The 18372-nt window shown below is 75.2% G+C and carries 22 protein-coding genes; 6 read left to right on the forward strand and 16 right to left on the reverse strand.

Annotation, left to right across the window (positions count from 1 at the left end; genetic code table 11):
- The first annotated feature begins 40 nt into the window (after positions 1 to 40).
- Positions 41 to 1024, forward strand: a complete 984-nt coding sequence (locus Aru02nite_RS11470) for a helix-turn-helix transcriptional regulator (protein ID WP_203657417.1) — start codon at positions 41 to 43, stop codon at positions 1022 to 1024.
- 140 nt (positions 1025 to 1164) lie between these two features.
- Here the strand turns inward: Aru02nite_RS11470 and Aru02nite_RS11475 are convergent, their stop codons facing one another.
- From Aru02nite_RS11475 to Aru02nite_RS11515, 9 genes are all read right to left on the reverse strand, one after another.
- Positions 1165 to 2139 (reverse strand): phosphotransferase, encoded by a 975-nt coding sequence (locus tag Aru02nite_RS11475; RefSeq protein WP_203657418.1) that lies wholly within the window; start codon positions 2137 to 2139, stop codon positions 1165 to 1167.
- Positions 2140 to 2181: 42 nt separating this feature from the next.
- Positions 2182 to 2553, reverse strand: a complete 372-nt coding sequence (locus tag Aru02nite_RS11480; RefSeq protein WP_203657419.1) for a DUF120 domain-containing protein — start codon at positions 2551 to 2553, stop codon at positions 2182 to 2184.
- 26 nt (positions 2554 to 2579) lie between these two features.
- On the reverse strand, positions 2580 to 3110 hold the full coding sequence (locus Aru02nite_RS11485) for a hypothetical protein (RefSeq protein ID WP_203657420.1): 531 nt from the start codon (positions 3108 to 3110) through the stop codon (positions 2580 to 2582).
- Positions 3107 to 4396, reverse strand: a complete 1290-nt coding sequence (locus Aru02nite_RS11490; RefSeq protein ID WP_203657421.1) for a DUF58 domain-containing protein — start codon at positions 4394 to 4396, stop codon at positions 3107 to 3109. The genes Aru02nite_RS11485 and Aru02nite_RS11490 overlap by 4 nt, the downstream gene beginning before the upstream one ends.
- Positions 4393 to 5337 (reverse strand): AAA family ATPase, encoded by a 945-nt coding sequence (locus Aru02nite_RS11495; protein ID WP_203657568.1) that lies wholly within the window; start codon positions 5335 to 5337, stop codon positions 4393 to 4395. The genes Aru02nite_RS11490 and Aru02nite_RS11495 overlap by 4 nt, the downstream gene beginning before the upstream one ends.
- 212 nt (positions 5338 to 5549) lie before the next feature.
- Positions 5550 to 6110: a hypothetical protein gene (locus Aru02nite_RS11500; RefSeq protein WP_203657422.1), complete on the reverse strand. Its 561-nt coding sequence runs from the start codon at positions 6108 to 6110 to the stop codon at positions 5550 to 5552.
- The gene (locus tag Aru02nite_RS11505) at positions 6110 to 7420 is read right to left on the reverse strand and encodes a DUF4129 domain-containing protein (RefSeq protein WP_203657423.1); all 1311 of its coding nucleotides are present in this window, start codon (positions 7418 to 7420) and stop codon (positions 6110 to 6112) included. Before Aru02nite_RS11505 ends, Aru02nite_RS11500 begins: the two co-directional genes overlap by 1 nt.
- Before the next feature lie 1101 nt (positions 7421 to 8521).
- Positions 8522 to 9571 carry a flavin-containing monooxygenase gene (locus Aru02nite_RS11510; RefSeq protein ID WP_203657424.1) on the reverse strand — a complete coding sequence of 350 codons (1050 nt, stop codon included), beginning with the start codon at positions 9569 to 9571 and terminating at the stop codon, positions 8522 to 8524.
- A 43-nt stretch (positions 9572 to 9614) separates the two neighbouring features.
- The gene (locus Aru02nite_RS11515; RefSeq protein ID WP_203657569.1) at positions 9615 to 10409 is read right to left on the reverse strand and encodes an erythromycin esterase family protein; all 795 of its coding nucleotides are present in this window, start codon (positions 10407 to 10409) and stop codon (positions 9615 to 9617) included.
- 56 nt (positions 10410 to 10465) lie between these two features.
- On the opposite strand from Aru02nite_RS11515, the gene Aru02nite_RS11520 reads away from it, so the two are divergent.
- Together Aru02nite_RS11520 and Aru02nite_RS11525 are read left to right on the forward strand one after the other, a co-directional pair.
- Positions 10466 to 10879, forward strand: coding sequence for a helix-turn-helix domain-containing protein (locus tag Aru02nite_RS11520; protein WP_203657425.1), 414 nt, complete (start codon positions 10466 to 10468; stop codon positions 10877 to 10879).
- Between the two features lie 62 nt (positions 10880 to 10941).
- On the forward strand, positions 10942 to 11493 hold the full coding sequence (locus Aru02nite_RS11525) for an isochorismatase family protein (protein WP_203657426.1): 552 nt from the start codon (positions 10942 to 10944) through the stop codon (positions 11491 to 11493).
- Between the two features lie 87 nt (positions 11494 to 11580).
- Here the strand turns inward: Aru02nite_RS11525 and Aru02nite_RS11530 are convergent, their stop codons facing one another.
- A complete protein-coding gene (locus Aru02nite_RS11530) occupies positions 11581 to 12477 on the reverse strand; it encodes an alpha/beta fold hydrolase (protein ID WP_203657427.1) in 897 nt (298 codons plus the stop codon).
- Between the two features lie 61 nt (positions 12478 to 12538).
- Here Aru02nite_RS11530 and Aru02nite_RS11535 point away from each other — a divergent pair, with 61 nt between their 5' ends.
- Together Aru02nite_RS11535 and Aru02nite_RS11540 are read left to right on the forward strand one after the other, a co-directional pair.
- Positions 12539 to 13072 (forward strand): helix-turn-helix domain-containing protein, encoded by a 534-nt coding sequence (locus Aru02nite_RS11535; RefSeq protein ID WP_203657428.1) that lies wholly within the window; start codon positions 12539 to 12541, stop codon positions 13070 to 13072.
- Positions 13073 to 13184: 112 nt separating this feature from the next.
- Complete coding sequence (locus Aru02nite_RS11540) at positions 13185 to 13703, forward strand: DUF4232 domain-containing protein (RefSeq protein WP_203657429.1); 519 nt, start codon at positions 13185 to 13187, stop codon at positions 13701 to 13703.
- Here the strand turns inward: Aru02nite_RS11540 and Aru02nite_RS11545 are convergent.
- Positions 13684 to 14307, reverse strand: coding sequence for a TetR/AcrR family transcriptional regulator (locus Aru02nite_RS11545; protein WP_203657430.1), 624 nt, complete (start codon positions 14305 to 14307; stop codon positions 13684 to 13686). The two genes, Aru02nite_RS11540 and Aru02nite_RS11545, sit on opposite strands and share 20 nt — an antisense overlap.
- Before the next feature lie 91 nt (positions 14308 to 14398).
- Here Aru02nite_RS11545 and Aru02nite_RS11550 point away from each other — a divergent pair, with 91 nt between their 5' ends.
- The gene (locus Aru02nite_RS11550) at positions 14399 to 15436 is read left to right on the forward strand and encodes an aldo/keto reductase (protein WP_203657431.1); all 1038 of its coding nucleotides are present in this window, start codon (positions 14399 to 14401) and stop codon (positions 15434 to 15436) included.
- Positions 15437 to 15473: 37 nt separating this feature from the next.
- Here Aru02nite_RS11550 and Aru02nite_RS11555 read toward each other — a convergent pair whose 3' ends face one another.
- From Aru02nite_RS11555 to Aru02nite_RS11575, 5 genes are read right to left on the reverse strand one after another with little or no spacing between them, the layout of a single operon-like run.
- On the reverse strand, positions 15474 to 15977 hold the full coding sequence (locus Aru02nite_RS11555) for an SRPBCC family protein (RefSeq protein ID WP_203657432.1): 504 nt from the start codon (positions 15975 to 15977) through the stop codon (positions 15474 to 15476).
- Complete coding sequence (locus Aru02nite_RS11560; RefSeq protein ID WP_203657433.1) at positions 15974 to 16282, reverse strand: ArsR/SmtB family transcription factor; 309 nt, start codon at positions 16280 to 16282, stop codon at positions 15974 to 15976. Before Aru02nite_RS11560 ends, Aru02nite_RS11555 begins: the two co-directional genes overlap by 4 nt.
- Before the next feature lie 59 nt (positions 16283 to 16341).
- Complete coding sequence (locus Aru02nite_RS11565; RefSeq protein WP_203657434.1) at positions 16342 to 16914, reverse strand: TIGR03086 family metal-binding protein; 573 nt, start codon at positions 16912 to 16914, stop codon at positions 16342 to 16344.
- Complete coding sequence (locus Aru02nite_RS11570) at positions 16911 to 17900, reverse strand: sigma-70 family RNA polymerase sigma factor (RefSeq protein WP_239076613.1); 990 nt, start codon at positions 17898 to 17900, stop codon at positions 16911 to 16913. The genes Aru02nite_RS11565 and Aru02nite_RS11570 overlap by 4 nt, the downstream gene beginning before the upstream one ends.
- Positions 17897 to 18271 (reverse strand): VOC family protein, encoded by a 375-nt coding sequence (locus tag Aru02nite_RS11575; protein ID WP_203657435.1) that lies wholly within the window; start codon positions 18269 to 18271, stop codon positions 17897 to 17899. Before Aru02nite_RS11575 ends, Aru02nite_RS11570 begins: the two co-directional genes overlap by 4 nt.
- Positions 18272 to 18372: the final 101 nt, after the last annotated feature.

Below are 18372 nucleotides of genomic sequence, written 5' to 3' on the forward strand. Positions count from 1 at the left end.
CCGGTCCTAACGTGTCCGGAACGCGTGGCACGCTGGTGTGATGACCACCCGGGCACCCCGCAGCGCGATGCCCGGCCGGCTGCTGCGCCTGCTGTCCCTGCTCCAGGGCCGGCGCGAGTGGTCCGGCCGCGACCTCGCCGACCGGCTCGGCGTCACCGAGCGCACGCTGCGCCGCGACGTGCACCGCCTCCGCGAGCTGGACTACCCGGTCGCCGGCACCACCGGCACCGCCGGCGGGTACCGGCTGGAGTCCGGGCAGCAGCTGCCGCCGCTGCTGCTCGACGACGAGGAGGCCGTCGCGGTCGCGCTCGCGCTGGCCACCGCCGCGCCCGGGATCGAGGACGGCTGCACGCAGGCCCTCGCCAAGCTCACCCGGGTACTCCCCGCCCGGTTGCGGCCGCAGCTCGCCCGGATGGCCGACACCGTCGCCGCGGTCCCGCACCGGCAGGCCGCCGGTACCGACCCGGACGTCCTGGCGACGCTCGCCGCCGCCTGCCGGGACGCCGAGGTCGTCACGTTCGCCTACCGCGGCCGGTCCGCCACCGCCGGCGTACGCCGGGTCGAGCCGCACCACCTGCTGACCCTGCGCGACAACTGGTACCTGATCGGGTGGGACGCCGACCGCGACGACTGGCGCACGTTCCGGGTGGACCGGGTGGACGATGTCGCCAGCACCCGGCACCGGTTCCGCCGGCGCGCGCTGCCGGACACCGACCCCGCCGCGTACCTGGCGCGGTCGTTCGCGTCCGCCCGCTACCGGTACACGGCGCACGTGCGGATCGCGCTGCCCGCCGAGGTCGTCCGCTCCGCCGTACCCGGGCCGATGTCCTGGCAGGTCACCGCGACCGGGCCGGACCGGTGCGCGGCGCGGGTCAGCGCCGACAGCCTGACGCTCGTCGTACAGCACGTGTCCGCGGCGGCCGCGCTCGGCGCCGACTGCGAGATCGACGCCGACCCGGAGGTCGTCGACCGCCTGCACGCCGCCGCCCGCCACCTCACCTCGGCTACCCCGACGCCGCGGTAGGCACCTCATCGGGGATCCATAGTGGACGGACGGATTCACCGACCGCCGACGCGCGTCCGGCGCCAGCCGCGGCGTCGCGCTGCTCACCGCCGCGGGCGCTGAGTCCTTTACACCGCAAGGGTTTCCGGCCGGGTTCGCGGTCAGAGGGCGGCGAGGGCCCTGCCGATGTGGTGCTCGGCGAGGTCCAGCATCCACTGGCGGTCCGGGAAGTCGGTGGCCGCGATCCGCAGCGGGCCCTCGACGAGCGACAGCGCCTGCGCGTACTCGAACAGGGCGAGGCGCGCCGGGTCCAGCCCGTCCGGCCGCAGCACCCGGTACGCGTCGCCGAAGCGCATCGCCAGCCACGCGTGTTCCCACTCTGCGTCGAAGTACGCGAGGCCCTCGATGTCGATCAGCACCGGCTCGCCGGCGGCGGTGACGAGGACGTGGTCCGGCCCGAGTTCCCCGTGTACCAGGGAGAAGCGGCGTCGCGGTCGGACCGCCGCGCGCAGCCCGCGCAGGTGTGCGGCGATGCGGTCGGCGGCGGCGGCGATCCGGCCGTCGCGCTCGGCGGCCGCGGCCAGGTGCACCGACGCCCGGTCCGCCACCACGTCCTCGGTACGCCGGGCCTGCGGTGCGGTGCCCGCGGCGAGATCGCCGACCCGACCCCAGGAATCGCTTGTGGCACAACGCATCCGGCGCAACTCGTCGCGGAACCTGGCGAGCGCGACCGCGTCCGGCTCGTCCGCCACCACCGCCTCCAGCGTACGGCCGCCGGCGTCCTCCACCAGCGCGACGTCCGCGTCGACGTGGCGGCGGGTACGGTCGAGCAGCAGCAGCCGCGGCACCCGTACTCCGGCGGCGGTGAGGGCGGCGTGGCTGGCCGCGAACAGGTCCGCGCCCGACGCGTCGGTGAACGGGTCGTCCGGCACGGTCGGCGGCGGCGCCGGCCAGAAGTTCTCCGCGGGCGACCAGCGGTAGAGCACCGCGGTCGTCCCGTCGTCGAGGGCGAGCCGGTAGACGCCCTTCTTGCTGCCGCCGGTGAGCCGGTCCAGCCGGGTCACCCGCCGGTCCGTCCCGAACCGCTCCGCGACCAGCCCGCGCACGCCGTCCGGTGCCAGGAACCCTCGACCCACGACGGCGATCGTGCCGGCGGAAAGCCAGTCGCGGCAAGGGATTTACGCCCCGACGGTCACCTCGACCGGGTCACCGTCCGCGAGCCCGAACAGGTCGCGCAGCCGTACGTCCGCGACGATCTCCAGGACCGTACGCGGGTGGTCGCCGGTGCCGTGCTCGTTCCGGTCGGTGCGCATCAGGAACGCGGGCCGGTCGAACACCCGGCACGGCACCAGGTTCACCCCGGTGCCGACCTCGTCGGCGGCCACGTGGATCCGCTCCGCCGGCAGCGACCACGGCTCGGTCAGCACCACGTTGAGGCTCCCCGGATACAGCGCCATCCCCGTGTACTCCGCGTACACGTCCCGGTATCGCTCGGCCCAGCGCCCGAAGTCACCGATCCCCGACGCCACCCGCCCGTGCAACACCACCATGCCGACCAGTCTCCACCTGCCCGCGCTCAGGTACCCGGTGGGTCGCCCGGCTGCCGGTCCCGGCCGGCGGCGCGGGTGACGACCCAGACGACGACGGCCACGCCGACCGCGGCGACGAACACCGCGAGCGTGCCCGACCACGGATGCAGCCGCCCGAGCGCGTAGCACAGCAGCGACACGACGAGCCCGATCCCGCACAGTACGGCCGATCTGGCGAGCCGGCGCACCGGCAGGCGCGGGTCCGGACCGGCGCCGCGCTGCTCCCAGCTCCACGCGCACAGCTCCGCGGCGCCCAGCAGCAGCACGCCGAGCGGGCCGACCAGCCACGCCTCGTCCGCCGCCATCAGCGCGAGTACGGCGGGGAGGCTCGCCGCGAGCGCCAGGCCGACCCGGTCCTCCCGGGACAGCAGCGCGAAGAGCGCGGCACCGGCCGCGAACAGCGCGCACACCGCGATCAGCGGCCGCGGCTGCGCAGGACCGAGCACGACACCGATCGTGTTCGCCGCCACCACGCACGCCAGCGAACCGGCGGCGAGCGCGACCCGCGGCCCGTTCACCGGCCGGTCCGTACGGTGTGGGCGCGGCCGGCGTGCCGCAGCCCGGTGACCACCGACCGGGCCAGCCCGTCCCGTCCCACGCTCACCACCGGGATGCCGACGTCGGTCAGCGCGGCGCGCCGGCGCTCGATCTCCAGCTGCCACAGCCGGCGCGCGGTCACGTCCAGCTCGGAGGTCGGTCGCGGCAGCACGTCCCGCGCGTCCAGTACGGCGACGGCCACGGCACGGCCGCGGGCCCGCCAGTCCTGGCACACCTGCACCACGTTCCGCCGGTACAGCGGGGTCAGCGCGATCACCAGCGCCGACTCCGGTACGGGCAGGCGGTGCGGCACCCAGCTGTGGCTGGTGGTGTCCACCGCGTCGCCGCCGATCGCGAGCAGCGTCGACAGCAACTGGTAGCGGGCGCGCTGGCCGCCGGCCGGGTTCAGCTGGCGCCACCGGCCGCCGAGGCCGATCACGCCGACCCGGTCACCGGCCTGCAGGTGGACCGAGGCGATGGCCCACGCCGCGCGCGCCACCCGCGCCAGTACCTCGGTCGTCCCGTCCGTGTACGTGTCGAGCACGATGACGACCTCCCCGGACAGCTCGGGATGGTGCCGGTTCACGTACGGCCGGCCGTGCCGGGCGGTGGCGCCCCAGTTCAGGTCGCGCAGCCGGTCGCCCGGCGTGTACGGCCGCAGCTCGGCGAACTCGTACCCGTCACCGATCCGCGGCGACGGGTGCACCCCGGCGACGGCCCGCGACTCGGCCGGGTCGAGCAGCCGGTTCAGCCGCTCCACCTGCGGCAGTACCCGGAGCGTCGGGCCGACGGCGACGCGGCCCTGCCACACCAGCAGCCCGCGGGGCGCGCGGGCCCGGACCCACACCTCGCCGACGACGTGCCGGCCCCAGTGCGCGGCGCCCAGCACCACGGGCAGCCGTACCGGTCCGGTGGCGGCGGACAGCGTCCACCGCAACGGATCCGGCTGCACCGCGACCATGCCGCCCGGCGTGCGCACGAGTACTTCCAGGTCGAGGCGGCCGGGCCAGTCGAGGGTGACCGCGCCGTGCACCCGGTCGCCCTCCAGCAGCTGCGTGGTGTCCACGTCGAGCCGGGCCGACACCCGCAGCGGACCGGTCCGCGCCAACCCGACACCCAACGCCAGCAGGAACGGCACCGCCAGCGCCACCAGCGCCGGCTTCCCGGTCAGCAGCGCCACGACGAGCGCGCCGACCGCGACCGCGACGTACGGCAGGAGGCGGCCGTCCCGGCGCGGGGACAGCACCTTGCCGGTGGATTCGGTCATCGCCAGTTCGGCGCCGGGACGCGGTCGACGATCTCGCGGACCACGGCGTCCGGCGAGATCCGGCGGGCCCACGCCTCCGACCGGAGTACGACCCGGTGCGCGAGCGCGGGGACGGCGATGGCGCGCATGTCGTCCGGGGTGGTGAAGTCGCGGCCGGCGAGGACCGCGCTGGCGCGCGCCAGCTTCACCAGCGCGAGCGACCCGCGCGGGCTCGACCCGACCTCCAGCTGCTTGTCCGACCGGGTCGCCGTCACCAGAGCCACCGCGTACTGCGCGATGCTGCGGTCGACGTGCACCTGCTCCAGGCTCGCCTGCATGGCCCGGAACTGCTCCGCGGTGACCACCGGCGTCAGGTCCACGTCGTCCTGCCCGCGGGTGAGCCGCGCGGTCAGCAGCTCCAGCTCGTCGTCCGGCCCCGGATAACCCACCCCGGTACGCAGGATGAAGCGGTCCAGCTGCGCCTCCGGCAGCGGGTACGTGCCCTCGGACTCGATCGGGTTCTGCGTGGCGATCGTCAGGAACGGTCGCGGCAGCCGGTGCGTGGTGCCGTCCATCGTCACCTGCCGCTCCTGCATCGCCTCCAGCAGCGCGGCCTGCGTCTTCGCCGGCGCCCGGTTCACCTCGTCGGCGAGGATCAGCTGCGCGAACACCGGACCCGGCCGGAACACCGGCGTGTTCGTACCGAGGTCGAGGACCATCGTGCCGGTGATGTCCGCCGGCAGCACGTCCGGCGTCAGCTGCAACCGCCGGAACTCCAGCCCCGCCACCGCCGCGAACGACCGCGCCAGCAGCGTCTTCGCGACCCCGGGCAGGTCGTCCAGCAGGACGTGCCCGTCGGCGAGCAACCCGGCGAGTACGAGGTGGAGGACGGGGCGCTTGCCGACCACGGCGCGCTCCACCTCGTCCAGGATCCGCTTCGCGGCGGCCGCGGTCCCGGCCACGCTCGCCCCCTGCGCCGCGGCATCCGGCACCGCGCCGCCCGGCGCGGATTCGTTGCCACCGCCCGGGATCGAGCCGGTGCCGCCACCGCCGGGGATGGTGTCGGTGACGGCGCCGGGGACGCCGGCGTACCCGGCCGTACCGCCGGGGCTGACGAATCCGCTGCCGGGTGGCGGCGCACCGAAGGCGGGGGTGGCGGCCGGCGGGTGGTCGTTCACAGTCTCTCCAGGTCGTCGAGAATCGTGCCGAGGTGGCGCAGGTGGATCGGCTGGTCCAGGCTCAGCCGGTGGCCGCCCGCCGCGCGCGGCGGCGGCTGGAACAGCATCCAGGCCGGCGGCGAGATCAGGGCCTGGATCCGGCCCACGTGCGTCGGCTCCGTCGGATCGAGCCCGTACTTGCCGGCGAGCCGGCGGCGCAGCTCGTCGCGCAGCGTGCCGCGCACCGAGTACGGGATGGCGTTGCCGGTGGCGGCGCGGACGTCGGCGGACAGGTCGTCGGCGATGTTGCGCAGCCCGGTCGGTAGCTGCCGGCGGACGCTCTCCTCGTCCGGTGTACGGAACGGCGCGGACGTCAGGTCCGACCGCGCCGGCCAGCCGACCCGCCCCAGCAGCCACGCCGTACCGCCGGCGGCGAGGACCACGAGCAGCGCCCGCAGTACCGTCTCGGCGGCGGCCGGCCAGGCCAGCGCGATCCCCACCGCCGCAAGGCTCAGCACCACGGCGGTGACGGCGCCGCGGCGGGCCAGCGTACTGCGCGCCTCGCTCAGCCCTGGCATCACGCCACCCCGGTCGGTGCCACGGCGGCCAGGTCGGTCGCCGCCTCGCGCAACGCGGCGAGCGCCGCGTCCCGGTCCGCGCCGGTCGGCGGGTGCGGCGAGAACCGGGCCCGCTCGAACAGCTCCGTCAACGCCCGCAACGGTTCCGGCCGTACCCGCAGGTCGGACAGCACGCGGCGCAGGTGCTCCATCGGCGCCTCGTGCTCGTACCGGGCGAGGCCGCACGCGGCGAGCCCCTCCAGCAGCCGCGCGTACGCCCCGATCACGGCGGTACGCGGATCGGGGTCGGCGAGCATCGCGTCGATGCTGTGCACCACCGTCGCGGCCATCGCCTCGCGGGCCTGCGCCAGCTCGTCCGGCGCCGCCGGCGGCACCGCGCGCCGCGGAGCCCACCTCATCGACCGGGCGACGACCACGCCGCCACCCACCAGCAGCGCCAGCACCACCACGCCGAGGAGTACGGCGAGGACCGGGCCCAGCGCAGCCAGGTCCAGCCCGGCGAACGCGCTGCGCTTCGTCGGTTTCGGCGCGTCCGGCGTCGCCGCGGCCGGTGCCGGTCCCGAGGTCTCCACCGGCGGCGGCGTCGCACCGGCCGGCAGTACGGGCAGCGACTTCAGCCAGCGGTCGACGTCCGCCCGCGACATCCCCGGCCCGGCGTCGATCCGGCCGTCCCCGTCACGGTCCAGGTCCACGTACCCGTCGATGACGCCGTCGCCGTCCTGGTCCACCGCCCCCACCCAGTGCCCGTCACGGCGCTCCAGGTACATCCGGCCGGGGCCGACCCGCGCGGTGGAGTCGGATCCGCGCACCACGATCGCGTCGATCCGGCCGTCACCGTCCAGGTCCACGCCGATGTCGGGCGTGCCGTCGTGGTCGAAGTCGCCCACCCGCGCGCTGCCCTGCGGGTACGCCAGCGTGCCGCCCGCCCGCGCCCGCCCCGACACGTACGGCGAGGGCGTGGGTGAGCGCGACGGCGCCGCCGCCCGCGGTACCGCCGGGGCCATGCCCGTGCGCGCGATACCGACCAGCGCCAGCAGCGCCAACGCCACCACCGTCACCGGCACCGCGACCCGCAGCGTGGCCGACCACCGCTGACCGCCCGGCCTCGTCCGCAACACCAGGTGCGCCACGACCGTCACCAGCACCGCGGTCACCAGCCCGGCACCGACCACCACGCCCGCGAACACCAGCATCGCCACCCGGTCCGGCCGACCGTGCCGCAGCGGCGCCAGCACCGACGTACCCGACGCGGCCACCGCGAACAGCCCCGCCACCAGCACCCCGACCAGCACCCAGCCGAGCGGCCCCATCCCGCCCCACGACCCACGTCCCCCGGGTACTGGCGGCCGCGGCGGTCCCGGCGGCACCCCGGGGCCTCCGCCGGCCGACACGGCGGGGTACCCACCCGGCGGAACCGTTGGTACGCCAGGGTTCCCGGCCCCCGGCGTCATTGCGGGTTGCCCGGTCGACGACGCCCCCGGCCCAGCCGCTTGTGCCGGCGGAACACCGAGATTTCCCATCGACGAGGCTCCCGGCGGAAGCGGTGGCACGCCAGGATTTCCGGCCACCGGCGTCCCGGGTCCGGCGGCCTGACCCGGTGGTACACCGGGGTATCCGGTCAACGGCGTGCCTGGCGGAACCGGTGACACAGCAGGGTTTCCGGTCGGCGGCACACCGGGGTGTCCGGCCGTCGGCATCCCCGGGGGCATCCCGGGTTGGCCGACCGGTGGCCCCTCCGACGGAGCCGACGGAACGCCGGGGTACGCGGCGGACGCGTCGGGCACGTGGGGGACCGCGGTCGGGTCGGGCGAGGCGCCGGGAGGTACGGCGGGGCCGTTCACCGTGGTTCGCCCCGACGACCGGCCGAGGTGGCCGGTTCGGCGCGGTGTGCGACGGCGACTGCGTCCCCCGTGAGTGGCATGGACCTCATTGTGCGGACGCCGTCAACCGCGCGCGACACCCGATGCCGAGTCCCGCGTCACGTCCCCGGTACGGCATGCGGCGATCGCCCCGACTTGCCCGCGTTCCCCGGCATGGCAGCGGATCGCGCCGACTCCGACCGTTCCGTTCCGCGGCGTGGCAGCCGATCGCGGCGGCGCCGACCTGACCGTTCCGCGGCCTCGCACCGCGCGCGCTTGCCCGCCCCGCGACTCGGGGACGATCCCCGCTGCCACCCCGTCTCGCGATGTGCCGACCGCGGCACGGCCGCCGCAGCCGCCCCGGTTCCGTGAAGCACGAGCGCGGCGCGGTGCTTCCGTTCCGCGACATGCCGACCGCATCGCGGCCGCCCGGCCCATCGGCAGCCGGGGCACCGAACAGTGGGCCGGATACAACGATGAGCACGGCCCAAGAGAACGGCCAACGAGCGGTGGCGAGTACGCGCCACCAAGGCGGGCGTGGGAGCGACCGGGTCACGGGTCGAGGTGGGCGGCGAGGTAGGCGGCGTCGTGCGCCACGCCGGCGATGAGTGACGAGGCGGCGGAGTACTGGAAGGGGCGGCCGAGGAGGTGGAGGCCGGGCTGGGCGGTGACGACGCCGCGGCGGTGCGGTGGTTCGGTGCCGGGGCCGAAGCCGGGCAGGTCGATCCAGCTGGTGTCGGGCCGGTAGCCGGTGCACCAGACGACGACGGACACCGCGGCGGTACTCCCGTCGGCGAGGAGCGGCTGCCCGTCGCGGACGCCGACGGTACGGGGGACGCGGTGGACGGCGGCGAGATCGCTTGCGTGCAGCCGGATCAGCGGTCCGGAGTGGGCGGTGAGGTGGGCGCGTACTGCGCGGCCGGGGGGCGTACGCACGGTCAGCAGGTGGCGGTAGGTGACCAGGACGAGCGGGGCGAGGGTGCGGGCGGTGGGGCCGTCGATGCGGCACGGCAGGTGGCCGGGATGCCGCCCGGACAGCAGGGTGCGGCGTCCGGCGGCGGCGAGTTCGAGGGCGATGGTGGCGCCGGAGTTGCCGGCGCCGACGACGAGGACGGCACCGGGCGGCAGCGCGGAAGGGTTGCGGTAGTCGGCGGCGTGCAGCTGGGTGACGCCCGCGTCGAGCCGGCCGGCGAACTCCGGTACCCAGGGGGCGCGGCCGGTGGCGAGGACGACGCGGGTCGCTTCGACGGGGCCGGCGGACGTGTCCGCCACGTACCGGGTTCCGTTGTGCCACAGGCGATGCACGGTGGTCCCGGTGCGTACGGGGAGGCGCCGGCGCAGCGCGTACCCGGTCAGGTAGTCGGCGAACTCGTCGTGCGTCGGGAACGACCACGCCGGCGCGGGGAAGGGCTGGCCGGGCAGCGCGTCGTACCGGGCGGGGGTGAAAAGGCGCAGCGAGTCCCAGCGCTGCCGCCAGGAGTCGCCGATCCGCTCGTGCGCGTCGAGGATGAGGAACGACCGCCCGGCGAGGTGGTACCCCATCGCGAGGCCGGCCTGCCCGCCCCCGATGACCAGCGTCCCGACCCGTGTTGCTCCGTCCATGGCCGCTCCCACCTCCCACTACAGCGGGGCGGCGGCGGGGGCGTCAACCCATCGCGGCGCGTACGTCGGCGGGGGCGTGCGCCAGCGCGTCCGGGTCCGGGTCGGCGGCGGTCACCACCGGCAGGTGCACCACCAGGTCGTACGCGGTGAGCGGGTCCTGGTCGGTGTGGAACGCGCCGAACCGCTGGCTGTCGACGGCGCGGAGGGCGGCGGTGTCGGCCGGGCCGAGCCGTCGCAGGTCCACCGCGTACGGTCCGTCGTGGCTGGCCGCGAGCAGCGCGTCGAGGCTGCCGGGGCGCGGGGCGCCGTCGAGGTCGGTGAACAGCTCGCCAGCGTAGAACCCGGGCCCGGTGTTGAGGGTGCGGCCGGCGGCCGTCGTCGTCCCCACCACGCGGTACGCGGCGCCGAGCCGGTCGGCCAGGTGCATGCCGAGCGTCGCGGCGGGCGGTACGCCGGGCACGGCGACCGGGTACCGCTGGACGTGCCCGTTGTGCGCGGCCGGTACGATCCGCTCCTCGCGCCGGAGGATCCACTCGACGGTGTCGGCGAGCGCCGCGTCCCGGGTGAGCGACACGCCGAGGTGGTCGCCGCGGGCCATGTCGCGCAGCATCAGGTCGAGGGCGGCGGTCACCTGCGCGACCCGCAGCGCCCGCTCGTACTCCCCGGTCGAGGTGCGCGCCACGTACCCGAGGCGGCGGGCGGTGAGGCGGGAGACCAGTTCGGCCAGGCCGGCGGTGAGCGCGTCGCGCCGTTCGACCGCGAGCCCCGCGTACGCCGCGACGGCGGTGGGCGCGCCGAACGCCGAGGTCGCCGCGTACGCCGCGGCCGTCTCCCGCAGCGCCGGATCGACCGGACCGTCCGGGTCGGCTGCTGCCCGACGTCTCCAAGGCCGCCGTGTACCGGCACGCGGGGTTGCTGACCGAGGCGGGCGTCCTGGAGGTCGCCGACGAACGGCGGGTGCACGGCGCCGTCGAGCGCCACTACCGGCTGCGCCGCGAGCGCGCCGTCATCGACGACGAGGGGGCCGCGGGCATGTCGCTGGCCGACCACCGGCGCGGGTTCGCCGCCGCGCTCGCCGCGCTGCACGCCGGGTTCACCGCGTACCTGGCCCGGCCGGGGGCGGAACCGGCCACCGACCCCGCCGGGTACCGGCAGGGCACGGTCTGGCTCAACCAGGCCGAAATCGCCGATCTGGCCGCGGTGCTGCACCGGGTGTTCGCGGCGGGTACGGAGCACCGCGGGACGGCGGGCCGCCGGCCGTACCTGCTGAGTCCGATCTTCTTTCCGGTGGAGGATCCGGTCGACTGAGGCGGAGTGTCGGTGGCCGGGGCTACCGTGTGCCGGCACACCACCGAACGCGAGGGACGGTCATGACCACACTGGAGAACCGGCCGCACACCGCGCTGCTCGTCGTCGACGTGCAGACCGGCGTCGTGGCCGGGGCGTACGAGCGGGACCGGGTCGTCGGCAACGTCGCCACGCTCGTGGAGAAGGCGCGCCGGCAGCAGGTGCCGGTCGTGTGGGTGCAGCACGACGACGACGCGCTGGCCCGCGGCAGCGACGGCTGGCGGATCGCGGCGGAGCTGAGTCCGGCCGACAGCGACCCGCGGGTCGAGAAGAACTGGGCCGACTCGTTCGAGGACACCACGCTGGAGTCGATGCTCGCCGGCCTCGGCGTCGGGCGGCTCGTCGTCGCCGGCGCCGAGACCGACGCGTGCATCCGGTCCACCCTGCACGGCGCCATCGTCCGGGGGTACGACGCGGTCCTGGTCGCCGACGCCCACACGTGCAGCGACAACACGAGCTGGGGTTCGCCGCCGCCGGAGACCGTCATCGCCCACACCAACCTGTACTGGCACCACCACGCCGCGCCCGGCCGTACCGGCGGGACGGTGGCGACGGCGGACGTCGACTTCGCCTGACGTGACGCGGATCCGGCGCCCGGCGCGGACGGTCGGTGCCCGCCACCGGCGTCCGGCATCCGTCCGGGCGCGGCCCGCCGCGCCGGTTCAGATGCGGGCGAGCAGGTCGTCGAGCGCGTCCCGGATCGCGTCCGGCTGCTGCGCCTGCACGTACTGGTGGTGCGCGTCGGGCAGCACGCGCTGCACCCCGCGCGGTACGGAAGCGGCGAGGGCGGCGTGTCCGGCGCGTACGCCGTCGAGGGCGGCGCGCATCGCCTCCGGCGACATCACCTGCGCCCAGTACGGGTTGGCGCCGCCGCAGGTCAGTACGGTCATCGGGACGTCGGGCAAGGGACCGCCGCGGCGCAGCTCGTCGTGGACGACGTCCTCGAAGTTGGCGGCCTCGGCGAGCCCGGTGCGCCAGTGCCGTACGTGGTACTCGACGAGCGCGGCGCGCAGCGGCTCCGGCCACTCCGCGTACAGCGCGGCGAGCGGCGCGCGGGACGCCGCCAGCTGCTCGGCGGTGGGCTCGGGCAGAGTGCCCGCGTCGCGGTCCCGCCGCATCCGTTCGAAGATCTCCGCCACGTCCGCAGGCAGGTGGTCCATCGCGTCCTCGTACCCGGGGTCGACGAGCAGCAGGCCGGCCACGTCGGCGCCGAACCGCTGCGCGAAGCGCCGGGCGTACGACCCGCCCAGCGAGTGACCCACCAGCACGTACGGCCCCGGTACGCCGGCGGTGTGCAGCAGCGCGCGCAGTTCGTCGGTGACCGCGTCGGTGCCGCGGGGCAGGTCGACGGGGTCGCTCCAGCCGGTGCCGGCCCGGTCGTACAGGACGCTGGTGGTGCGGGCGGCGGCGCGCTCGTGCACGGCCCAGAAGTCGAGCCCGACGAGGCCGGCGCCGGGGAGGAACACGACCGCGGGCCCGCCCTCGCCGGCCCGGTGCAGCACCAGCCGCGTGCCGCCCACCTCGTACGGCCGGCCGATCGGCGGTTCGTCGGTCGCCATGCTGCACCTCCCGATTGATTCCAACTTTGGGAACGGTACCAGATGTGGAATCATCGGCGCCATGGACACCGTGGAGCTGGTCGCGCATCCGGTCCGGCTGCGCATCGTGCACGCCCTCTCCGGCGGGCAGTCCCGCACGACCGCGGAACTGTGCGCGCGGCTGCCCGACATCCCGCGCACCACCGCGTACCGGCACGTGGCGCTGCTCGTCGACGGCGGCGTACTGGAGGTCGTGGACGAGCGGCGGGTGCGCGGCGCCGTCGAGCGCAGCTACCGGCTGCGCCGCGACCGGGCGGTCATCGACGCCGACACCGCCGCCGCGGCCACCCCGGACGAGCACCGGCGGATCTTCGCCGCGGCGATGGCGGTGCTGCTCGCCGAGTTCGACACGTACCTGGGGCGGGCGGACGCGGACCCGGGCGCCGATCTCGTCGGCTACCGGCAGCACGCGCTGTGGCTGGACCCGGACGAGCTGGCCGCGCTGATCGCCGACCTGCGCGCCGCGATCCTGCCCCGGCTCGCGCACACACCGGGCGACGGGCGCCGGCAGTACCTGCTGAGTCCGGTGCTGTTCCCGGTCGGTTCGGCCGACTGACGCCGATCCCGCCCGTTCCGGCGGCGGCCGGACGCCGGGGAGTACGTGTGTCCGATGTGGACATAGCACGGAATCGCCGGTACACCAGGGCATCCGCGCCTAGCGTGGGGTCATGCGGGTACGGACGGCGGCGCTGGCGGTACTGGTCGCGGCGGCGGGCGCGGTGGTCGCGCCGGCCGTGGCGCACGCGGCGCCGGTGTGCCAGGGCAGCCGGCTCTCGGTCGGCCAGAACCTCGACGGCCACCAGGAGGGCATGCTGCACCGCGGCGTGGACGTCACGGTGACCAACGCCGGCCACGACCCCTGCGTACTCGACGGGTATCTCGGGATCGCGCTGCTCGACCGCGACGGCCACCCGCTCGCCACGACCGTCCACAAGGGACCGACGTACTTCGAGAGCGACCCAGGGCCGCGCGCGATCACGGTGCCGCCGGACACGACGCTGGCGGCGGATCTCGCGTGGCGGTTGCCTTCCGCGCCAAGCGATCCGCACGTGACGCCGGCGTACCTGCGAGTGACGACGCCGGGCGCGACGGACGGCGCGTTCACGGTGCCGTTCGCGGTGGGCCCGGTCTACCGGGGCGATCTGGACACGACCGCGCTGTCCCCGTTCACCGGCCCGCGCCCCTGACGTACGCGCCGGCGCGGGCGGCGGTGGTGACGGCCTCGGCCGCGCGGTCGGCGACGGCCACGCTGAGCGGCAGCGCCGTGGTGAGCATCCGGTAGTACAGCGGGGCGGAGACGGCGCGCACCACCTCGTCGGCGTCCGTACCGGCGGGGACCTCGCCGCGGTCGAGCGCGTCGGTGACGCAGGGCGCCCACTCGGCGACCCGGGCGGCGTAGAAGCGGTGCAGCGCGCCGGCGGTCTCGGGCGCGCTGATCGACGCGGCGATGACGGCGCGGAACAGCGGGCCCTGCCGTCGGTCGGCGAGCGTACGGCGGACCAGCCGGGCGTTCGCGGTCAGGTCGCCGAGCAGGGTGCCGGTGTCGGCGCGCGGCGCGGACGACTCGGCCATCTCCGCGAGCAGGTCGACGACCAGCCCGGTCACGCTCCCCCACCGCCGGTACACGGTGGTCTTGCCGACGCCGGCGCGCTGGGCGACGTCGGCGAGGTCGAGCCCGGCGTACCCGTGTTCGGCGAGGACGTCGCCGGCGGCGGTGAGCACGGCGGCGCGTACCCGGGCGGTGCGGCCGCCGGGTCGGGTGGCGCGGGCCGGGTCGGGCGTGATCTCCATAACGGGTCTCCAGTTCCATTAACGGCCGTCGCCGTGCTAGCGTCGACCCCGAGCTTAACGGAACCACAGAACCGTTAAAGAGGGAGTCGTGATGGAGTACCGCCAGTTGGGGGCGTCGGGCCTGAAGGTACCGGCGCTGAGCCTCGGCGCCGGTACGTTCGGCGGCCGCGGCGACCTGTTCGGCCACTGGGGCCGTACCGACGTCGACGAGGCGCGCCGGCTCATCGACATCAGCCTCGACGCCGGCGTCACCATGTTCGACACCGCCGACGTGTACTCGAACGGAGCGTCCGAGCAGGTCCTCGGCGCGGCGTTGAAGGGCCGCCGGGACCGGGTGATCGTGTCGACGAAGACCGGTCTGCCGATGGGCGACGGGCCACAGGACGCCGGAACGTCGCGCGCCCGGCTGATCCGCGCCACCGAGGACGCGCTGCGCCGCCTCGACACCGACTACCTCGACCTGCTGTCGCTGCACGCGTACGACGCGGCCACCCCGGTCGAGGAAGTACTGTCCACACTGGACGATCTGGTCCGCGCCGGCAAGGTCCGGTACGTCGGGGTCTCCAACTTCGCCGGCTGGCAGCTGGCGAAATCCCTTGCCACCGCGGAGAAGTACGGCCACCCGCGGTACGTCGCGCACCAGGTGTACTACTCGCTCGTCGGGCGCGACTACGAGTGGGACCTGATGCCGCTCGGTGCGGACGCCGGCGTCGGCGCGGTCGTGTGGAGCCCGCTCGGCTGGGGCCGCCTCACCGGCAAGGTACGCCGCGGCCACCCGCTGCCCGCCACCAGCCGTCTGCACAACACCGCCGACTACGGGCCGCCCGTCGACGACGAGCGGCTGTACCGGATCGTCGACGTGCTCGACGCGGTCGCCGCCGAGACCGGCCGCGCCGTCCCGCAGATCGCGCTGAACTGGCTGCTCACCCGGCCCACCGTCGCGTCCGTCCTGATCGGCGCCCGCAACGAGGACCAGCTGCGGCAGAACCTCGGCGCCGTCGGCTGGTCGCTCACCGCCGACCAGCTCGCCCGGCTCGACGCGGCCAGCGCGGTCGAGGCACCGTACCCGCACTTCCCGTACCGGCGGCAGGAGGGCTTCGCGCGCCTCAACCCGCCGCTCGCCGGCTGACCCCGGAGTACCCGGAAAGTGTTGCGGGACAAGGGGATCAGTCGGCGAGGCGCTCGCCGTACGCGGTGTTCAGTTCGGTCCAGCCGTGGTTCATGGCGTCCATGCCGCGGATCGGCGGGACGGGGTCGCCGTCGAGCAGGTGCTCCGCGACGTCGAGGCACAGGTGCCAGCCGGCGGCGATCTTCGACGCCCACTCAGGCTCGGCGAGCGTCTGGCGCAGCGTCAGCCGGGTGCCGCCGCCGGCCGGCGCCAGCTCCCAGCGCAGCAGGCTGTCCCCCCAGGTGTACTCCAGCAGCGTGGGCGGCTCCGACCGGCTGACGGTGGCGGCCAGGTCCTGGCCGTCCTCGCCGTCGATCATGGTGAGCGTGGCGTCGCCGGTGGCGGCGAGGTCCCGGTCCGCCGTGTACGGCGCCCACGCGGCGAGCTGCCCCGGCTCGGTCAGCGCGGCCCAGACCCGTTCGGGCGCGTGCCGCAGCTCGCGGACGAACACCAGCGCCCATCCCCCGTCGACCTCTTCGGTACGTACCTCGGCAAGGTTCATGGTGATTCCTCCAGGTGGCGTTCCAGCGCGTCGAGGTGCTTCGTCCAGAGCCGCCGGTACGGCGCGAGCCACCGGTCGACCGCCGCGAGCCGGTCGGGTTCGAGGCGGTAGATCCGCTGCTGCGCCGCGATGCGGCAGCTGACGAAACCGGACTCCCGCAGCACCTTCAGGTGTTTGGACACGGCGGGCTGGCTCATCCCGAGCCGGTCGACCAGCTCGCCCACGCTGCGGTCGGAACTCCGCAGCGTGTCGAGGATCCGGCGTCTCGTCGGCTCGGCGAGTACGGCGAAGGCGTCCACGGGCACGCGCTCTATATTCCGCTTCCGGCATATGCCTGTCAAGGACTATAGACGGCCGATGGGCGCTACGCCTGCCCTGGGCTGTACACGTGCGGCGTCCGGCCGAGGAACGCCAGCAGCCGGCGGCCCGGCGCCGCCGACGGCGCCACCCGAGCAGGCGGCCCGAACCGGTACGGCCGGTCCTCGTCGGTCACCAGCAGCGGCGCGAACCGCAGCAGCTCCGCCGCCAGCTCGTCCGGTATCGCCCGGTCCGCGCCGCACGCCTCGGCCACGTCCCAGCCGTGTACCGCGATCTCCAGGGCGCCCGTCGCCGCGACGATCCGGGTGGCCAGCGGCTGCCCCGCCACCGACGTACGGTCCGGCACGCCCGTCGCCGCCCACACCCCGAGCAGCCGGCACGCGCGCGAGCGCACCGCCGCCACCGGATCCGCACCCGCGTCGTACGACGGGGTCAGCGCCACCCGGCCGGCCTCGACCGCCTCCGCCAGCGAGCCGAGCGAGTCGTACATGTGCTCCAGGAGCTGGCGCAGCGACCAGGCGGGGCACGGCGTGGGCGCGTCGAGGGAGTCGTCGGTGACGAGGTGCAGGCTGCCGAGGGTGTACCCGATCGAACGTTCCAGCAGGTCCAGTCCCGTCATCGCGGCCCGCTCGGCAGCACCGGCGGCAGCCCGAAGGCGGCGAACAGCTCGTCGTCGAAGAACATCGCGGTGTGCGCCACGCCCGCGTCGGTCAGCGTCAGCACCTGCACCGCGAACCGCTTGTGCGTGCCATCCACCGGATCCCGCATGTACATGGCGAAGCCGGGCGCGGCGTTCGCGCGGACCGGTACCAGCCGCATGTCGCCGGGGCCCTGCGCGGGGCACTGCCGCGCGATCAGCGCACCGACGTCCGCGGCGCCCTGGTACCACTGCGGGAACGGTGGCATCTCCCACACGGTGTCCTTGGTGAACACCGCGACGATCCGGTCGATGTCGTACGCCTCGAACGCGGCGACCCACGCGTCGAGCAGTTCGCGCTGCCGGGTGTCGGTCGGCTCGACCACGCCGTCCAGGGTCGGGGCGGCCTCGCGGAGCTGGGCGCGGGCGCGTTGCAGCGCGCTGTTGACCCCGGCGACCGTCATCCCCATCGCCTCGGCGACCTCCGCGGCACGCCACTGGAGCACCTCGCGCAGCACGAGTACGGCGCGCTGGCGTGGCGGCAGGTGCTGCAACGCCGCCACGAACGCCAGCCGTACGCTCTCGCGCGAGGTCACCACGCCGGCCGGGTCCGCCTCCAGCAGGGTGTCCGGTACCGGGGACAGCCAGGGCACCTCGTGGTTCTCGGCGATCGGCTGGTCCGGGTCGGACGCGGGGGCGCCGAGACCGGTCGGCAGCGGCCGGCGCGACCGGCCCTCCAGCGCGGTCAGGCACGCCGTCGTCGCGATCCGGTGCAGCCACGTACGCAGCGACGAGCGCCCCTCGAACCCGCCGTACGACCGCCACGCCCGCAGGTACGTCTCCTGCACCAGGTCCTCGGCCTCGTGTACCGAGCCGAGCATCCGGTAGCAGTGCGCCAGCAGTTCCCGCCGGTACCCCTCGGCCTGCTCGGGCAGTTGCGCCGGAGCGTCCGTGTCCCCGGCGCTCACTGCTCGACCACCGACAGCACGTTGCCGGCCGGGTCGGTGAACCAGGCGATCAGCGGGCCGCCGCCGCGGTGGATGCCCTTCGCGTCCTGCTGCATCCCGTCGTACCGCACGAACGTGACGCCGCGCGCGGTCAGCCCGTCCACGGCGGCCTCCACGTCCGGCACCGGAAAGTTCAGGATCGTGTACGTCGCCGGCGTGTGGTCCGGCTTCGCGTACACCAGCACGGACCGGCCGCCGGCCAGCTGCAGCCGGGCCAGCCCGGCCATCGGCTCGTCGGTCACGGTCAGGCCGAGCGTGTCGGTGTAGAACGCCTTCGCCGCGGCCAGATCGTCCACCGCGAACCCGCTGAACGCCTCGCTGTCGGTCAACATCACGCCACCCCGCCTTCCTCGCACCAACTCTCCCCTGTACCGACCGTCCGGCGTGACCGAACTCATCGGTCCGCCGGCGATGACTTCACCGCAGCGTCCCG

The organism is Actinocatenispora rupis, from assembly GCF_016861975.1.
GTDB classification, from domain to species: domain Bacteria; phylum Actinomycetota; class Actinomycetes; order Mycobacteriales; family Micromonosporaceae; genus Actinocatenispora; species Actinocatenispora rupis.

Coding starts and splice junctions, on each gene's coding strand:
- Aru02nite_RS11470 (WP_203657417.1), top strand. CDS start 41: ATGACCACCCGGGCACCCCGCAGCGCGATGCCCGGCCGGCTGCTGCGC.
- Aru02nite_RS11480 (WP_203657419.1), bottom strand. CDS start 2,553: ATGGTGGTGTTGCACGGGCGGGTGGCGTCGGGGATCGGTGACTTCGGG.
- Aru02nite_RS11490 (WP_203657421.1), bottom strand. CDS start 4,396: ATGACCGAATCCACCGGCAAGGTGCTGTCCCCGCGCCGGGACGGCCGC.
- Aru02nite_RS11500 (WP_203657422.1), bottom strand. CDS start 6,110: ATGCCAGGGCTGAGCGAGGCGCGCAGTACGCTGGCCCGCCGCGGCGCC.
- Aru02nite_RS11505 (WP_203657423.1), bottom strand. CDS start 7,420: ATGGGGCCGCTCGGCTGGGTGCTGGTCGGGGTGCTGGTGGCGGGGCTG.
- Aru02nite_RS11510 (WP_203657424.1), bottom strand. CDS start 9,571: ATGGACGGAGCAACACGGGTCGGGACGCTGGTCATCGGGGGCGGGCAG.
- Aru02nite_RS11525 (WP_203657426.1), top strand. CDS start 10,942: ATGACCACACTGGAGAACCGGCCGCACACCGCGCTGCTCGTCGTCGAC.
- Aru02nite_RS11530 (WP_203657427.1), bottom strand. CDS start 12,477: ATGGCGACCGACGAACCGCCGATCGGCCGGCCGTACGAGGTGGGCGGC.
- Aru02nite_RS11535 (WP_203657428.1), top strand. CDS start 12,539: ATGGACACCGTGGAGCTGGTCGCGCATCCGGTCCGGCTGCGCATCGTG.
- Aru02nite_RS11540 (WP_203657429.1), top strand. CDS start 13,185: ATGCGGGTACGGACGGCGGCGCTGGCGGTACTGGTCGCGGCGGCGGGC.
- Aru02nite_RS11545 (WP_203657430.1), bottom strand. CDS start 14,307: ATGGAGATCACGCCCGACCCGGCCCGCGCCACCCGACCCGGCGGCCGC.
- Aru02nite_RS11550 (WP_203657431.1), top strand. CDS start 14,399: ATGGAGTACCGCCAGTTGGGGGCGTCGGGCCTGAAGGTACCGGCGCTG.
- Aru02nite_RS11555 (WP_203657432.1), bottom strand. CDS start 15,977: ATGAACCTTGCCGAGGTACGTACCGAAGAGGTCGACGGGGGATGGGCG.
- Aru02nite_RS11565 (WP_203657434.1), bottom strand. CDS start 16,914: ATGACGGGACTGGACCTGCTGGAACGTTCGATCGGGTACACCCTCGGC.
- Aru02nite_RS11575 (WP_203657435.1), bottom strand. CDS start 18,271: ATGTTGACCGACAGCGAGGCGTTCAGCGGGTTCGCGGTGGACGATCTG.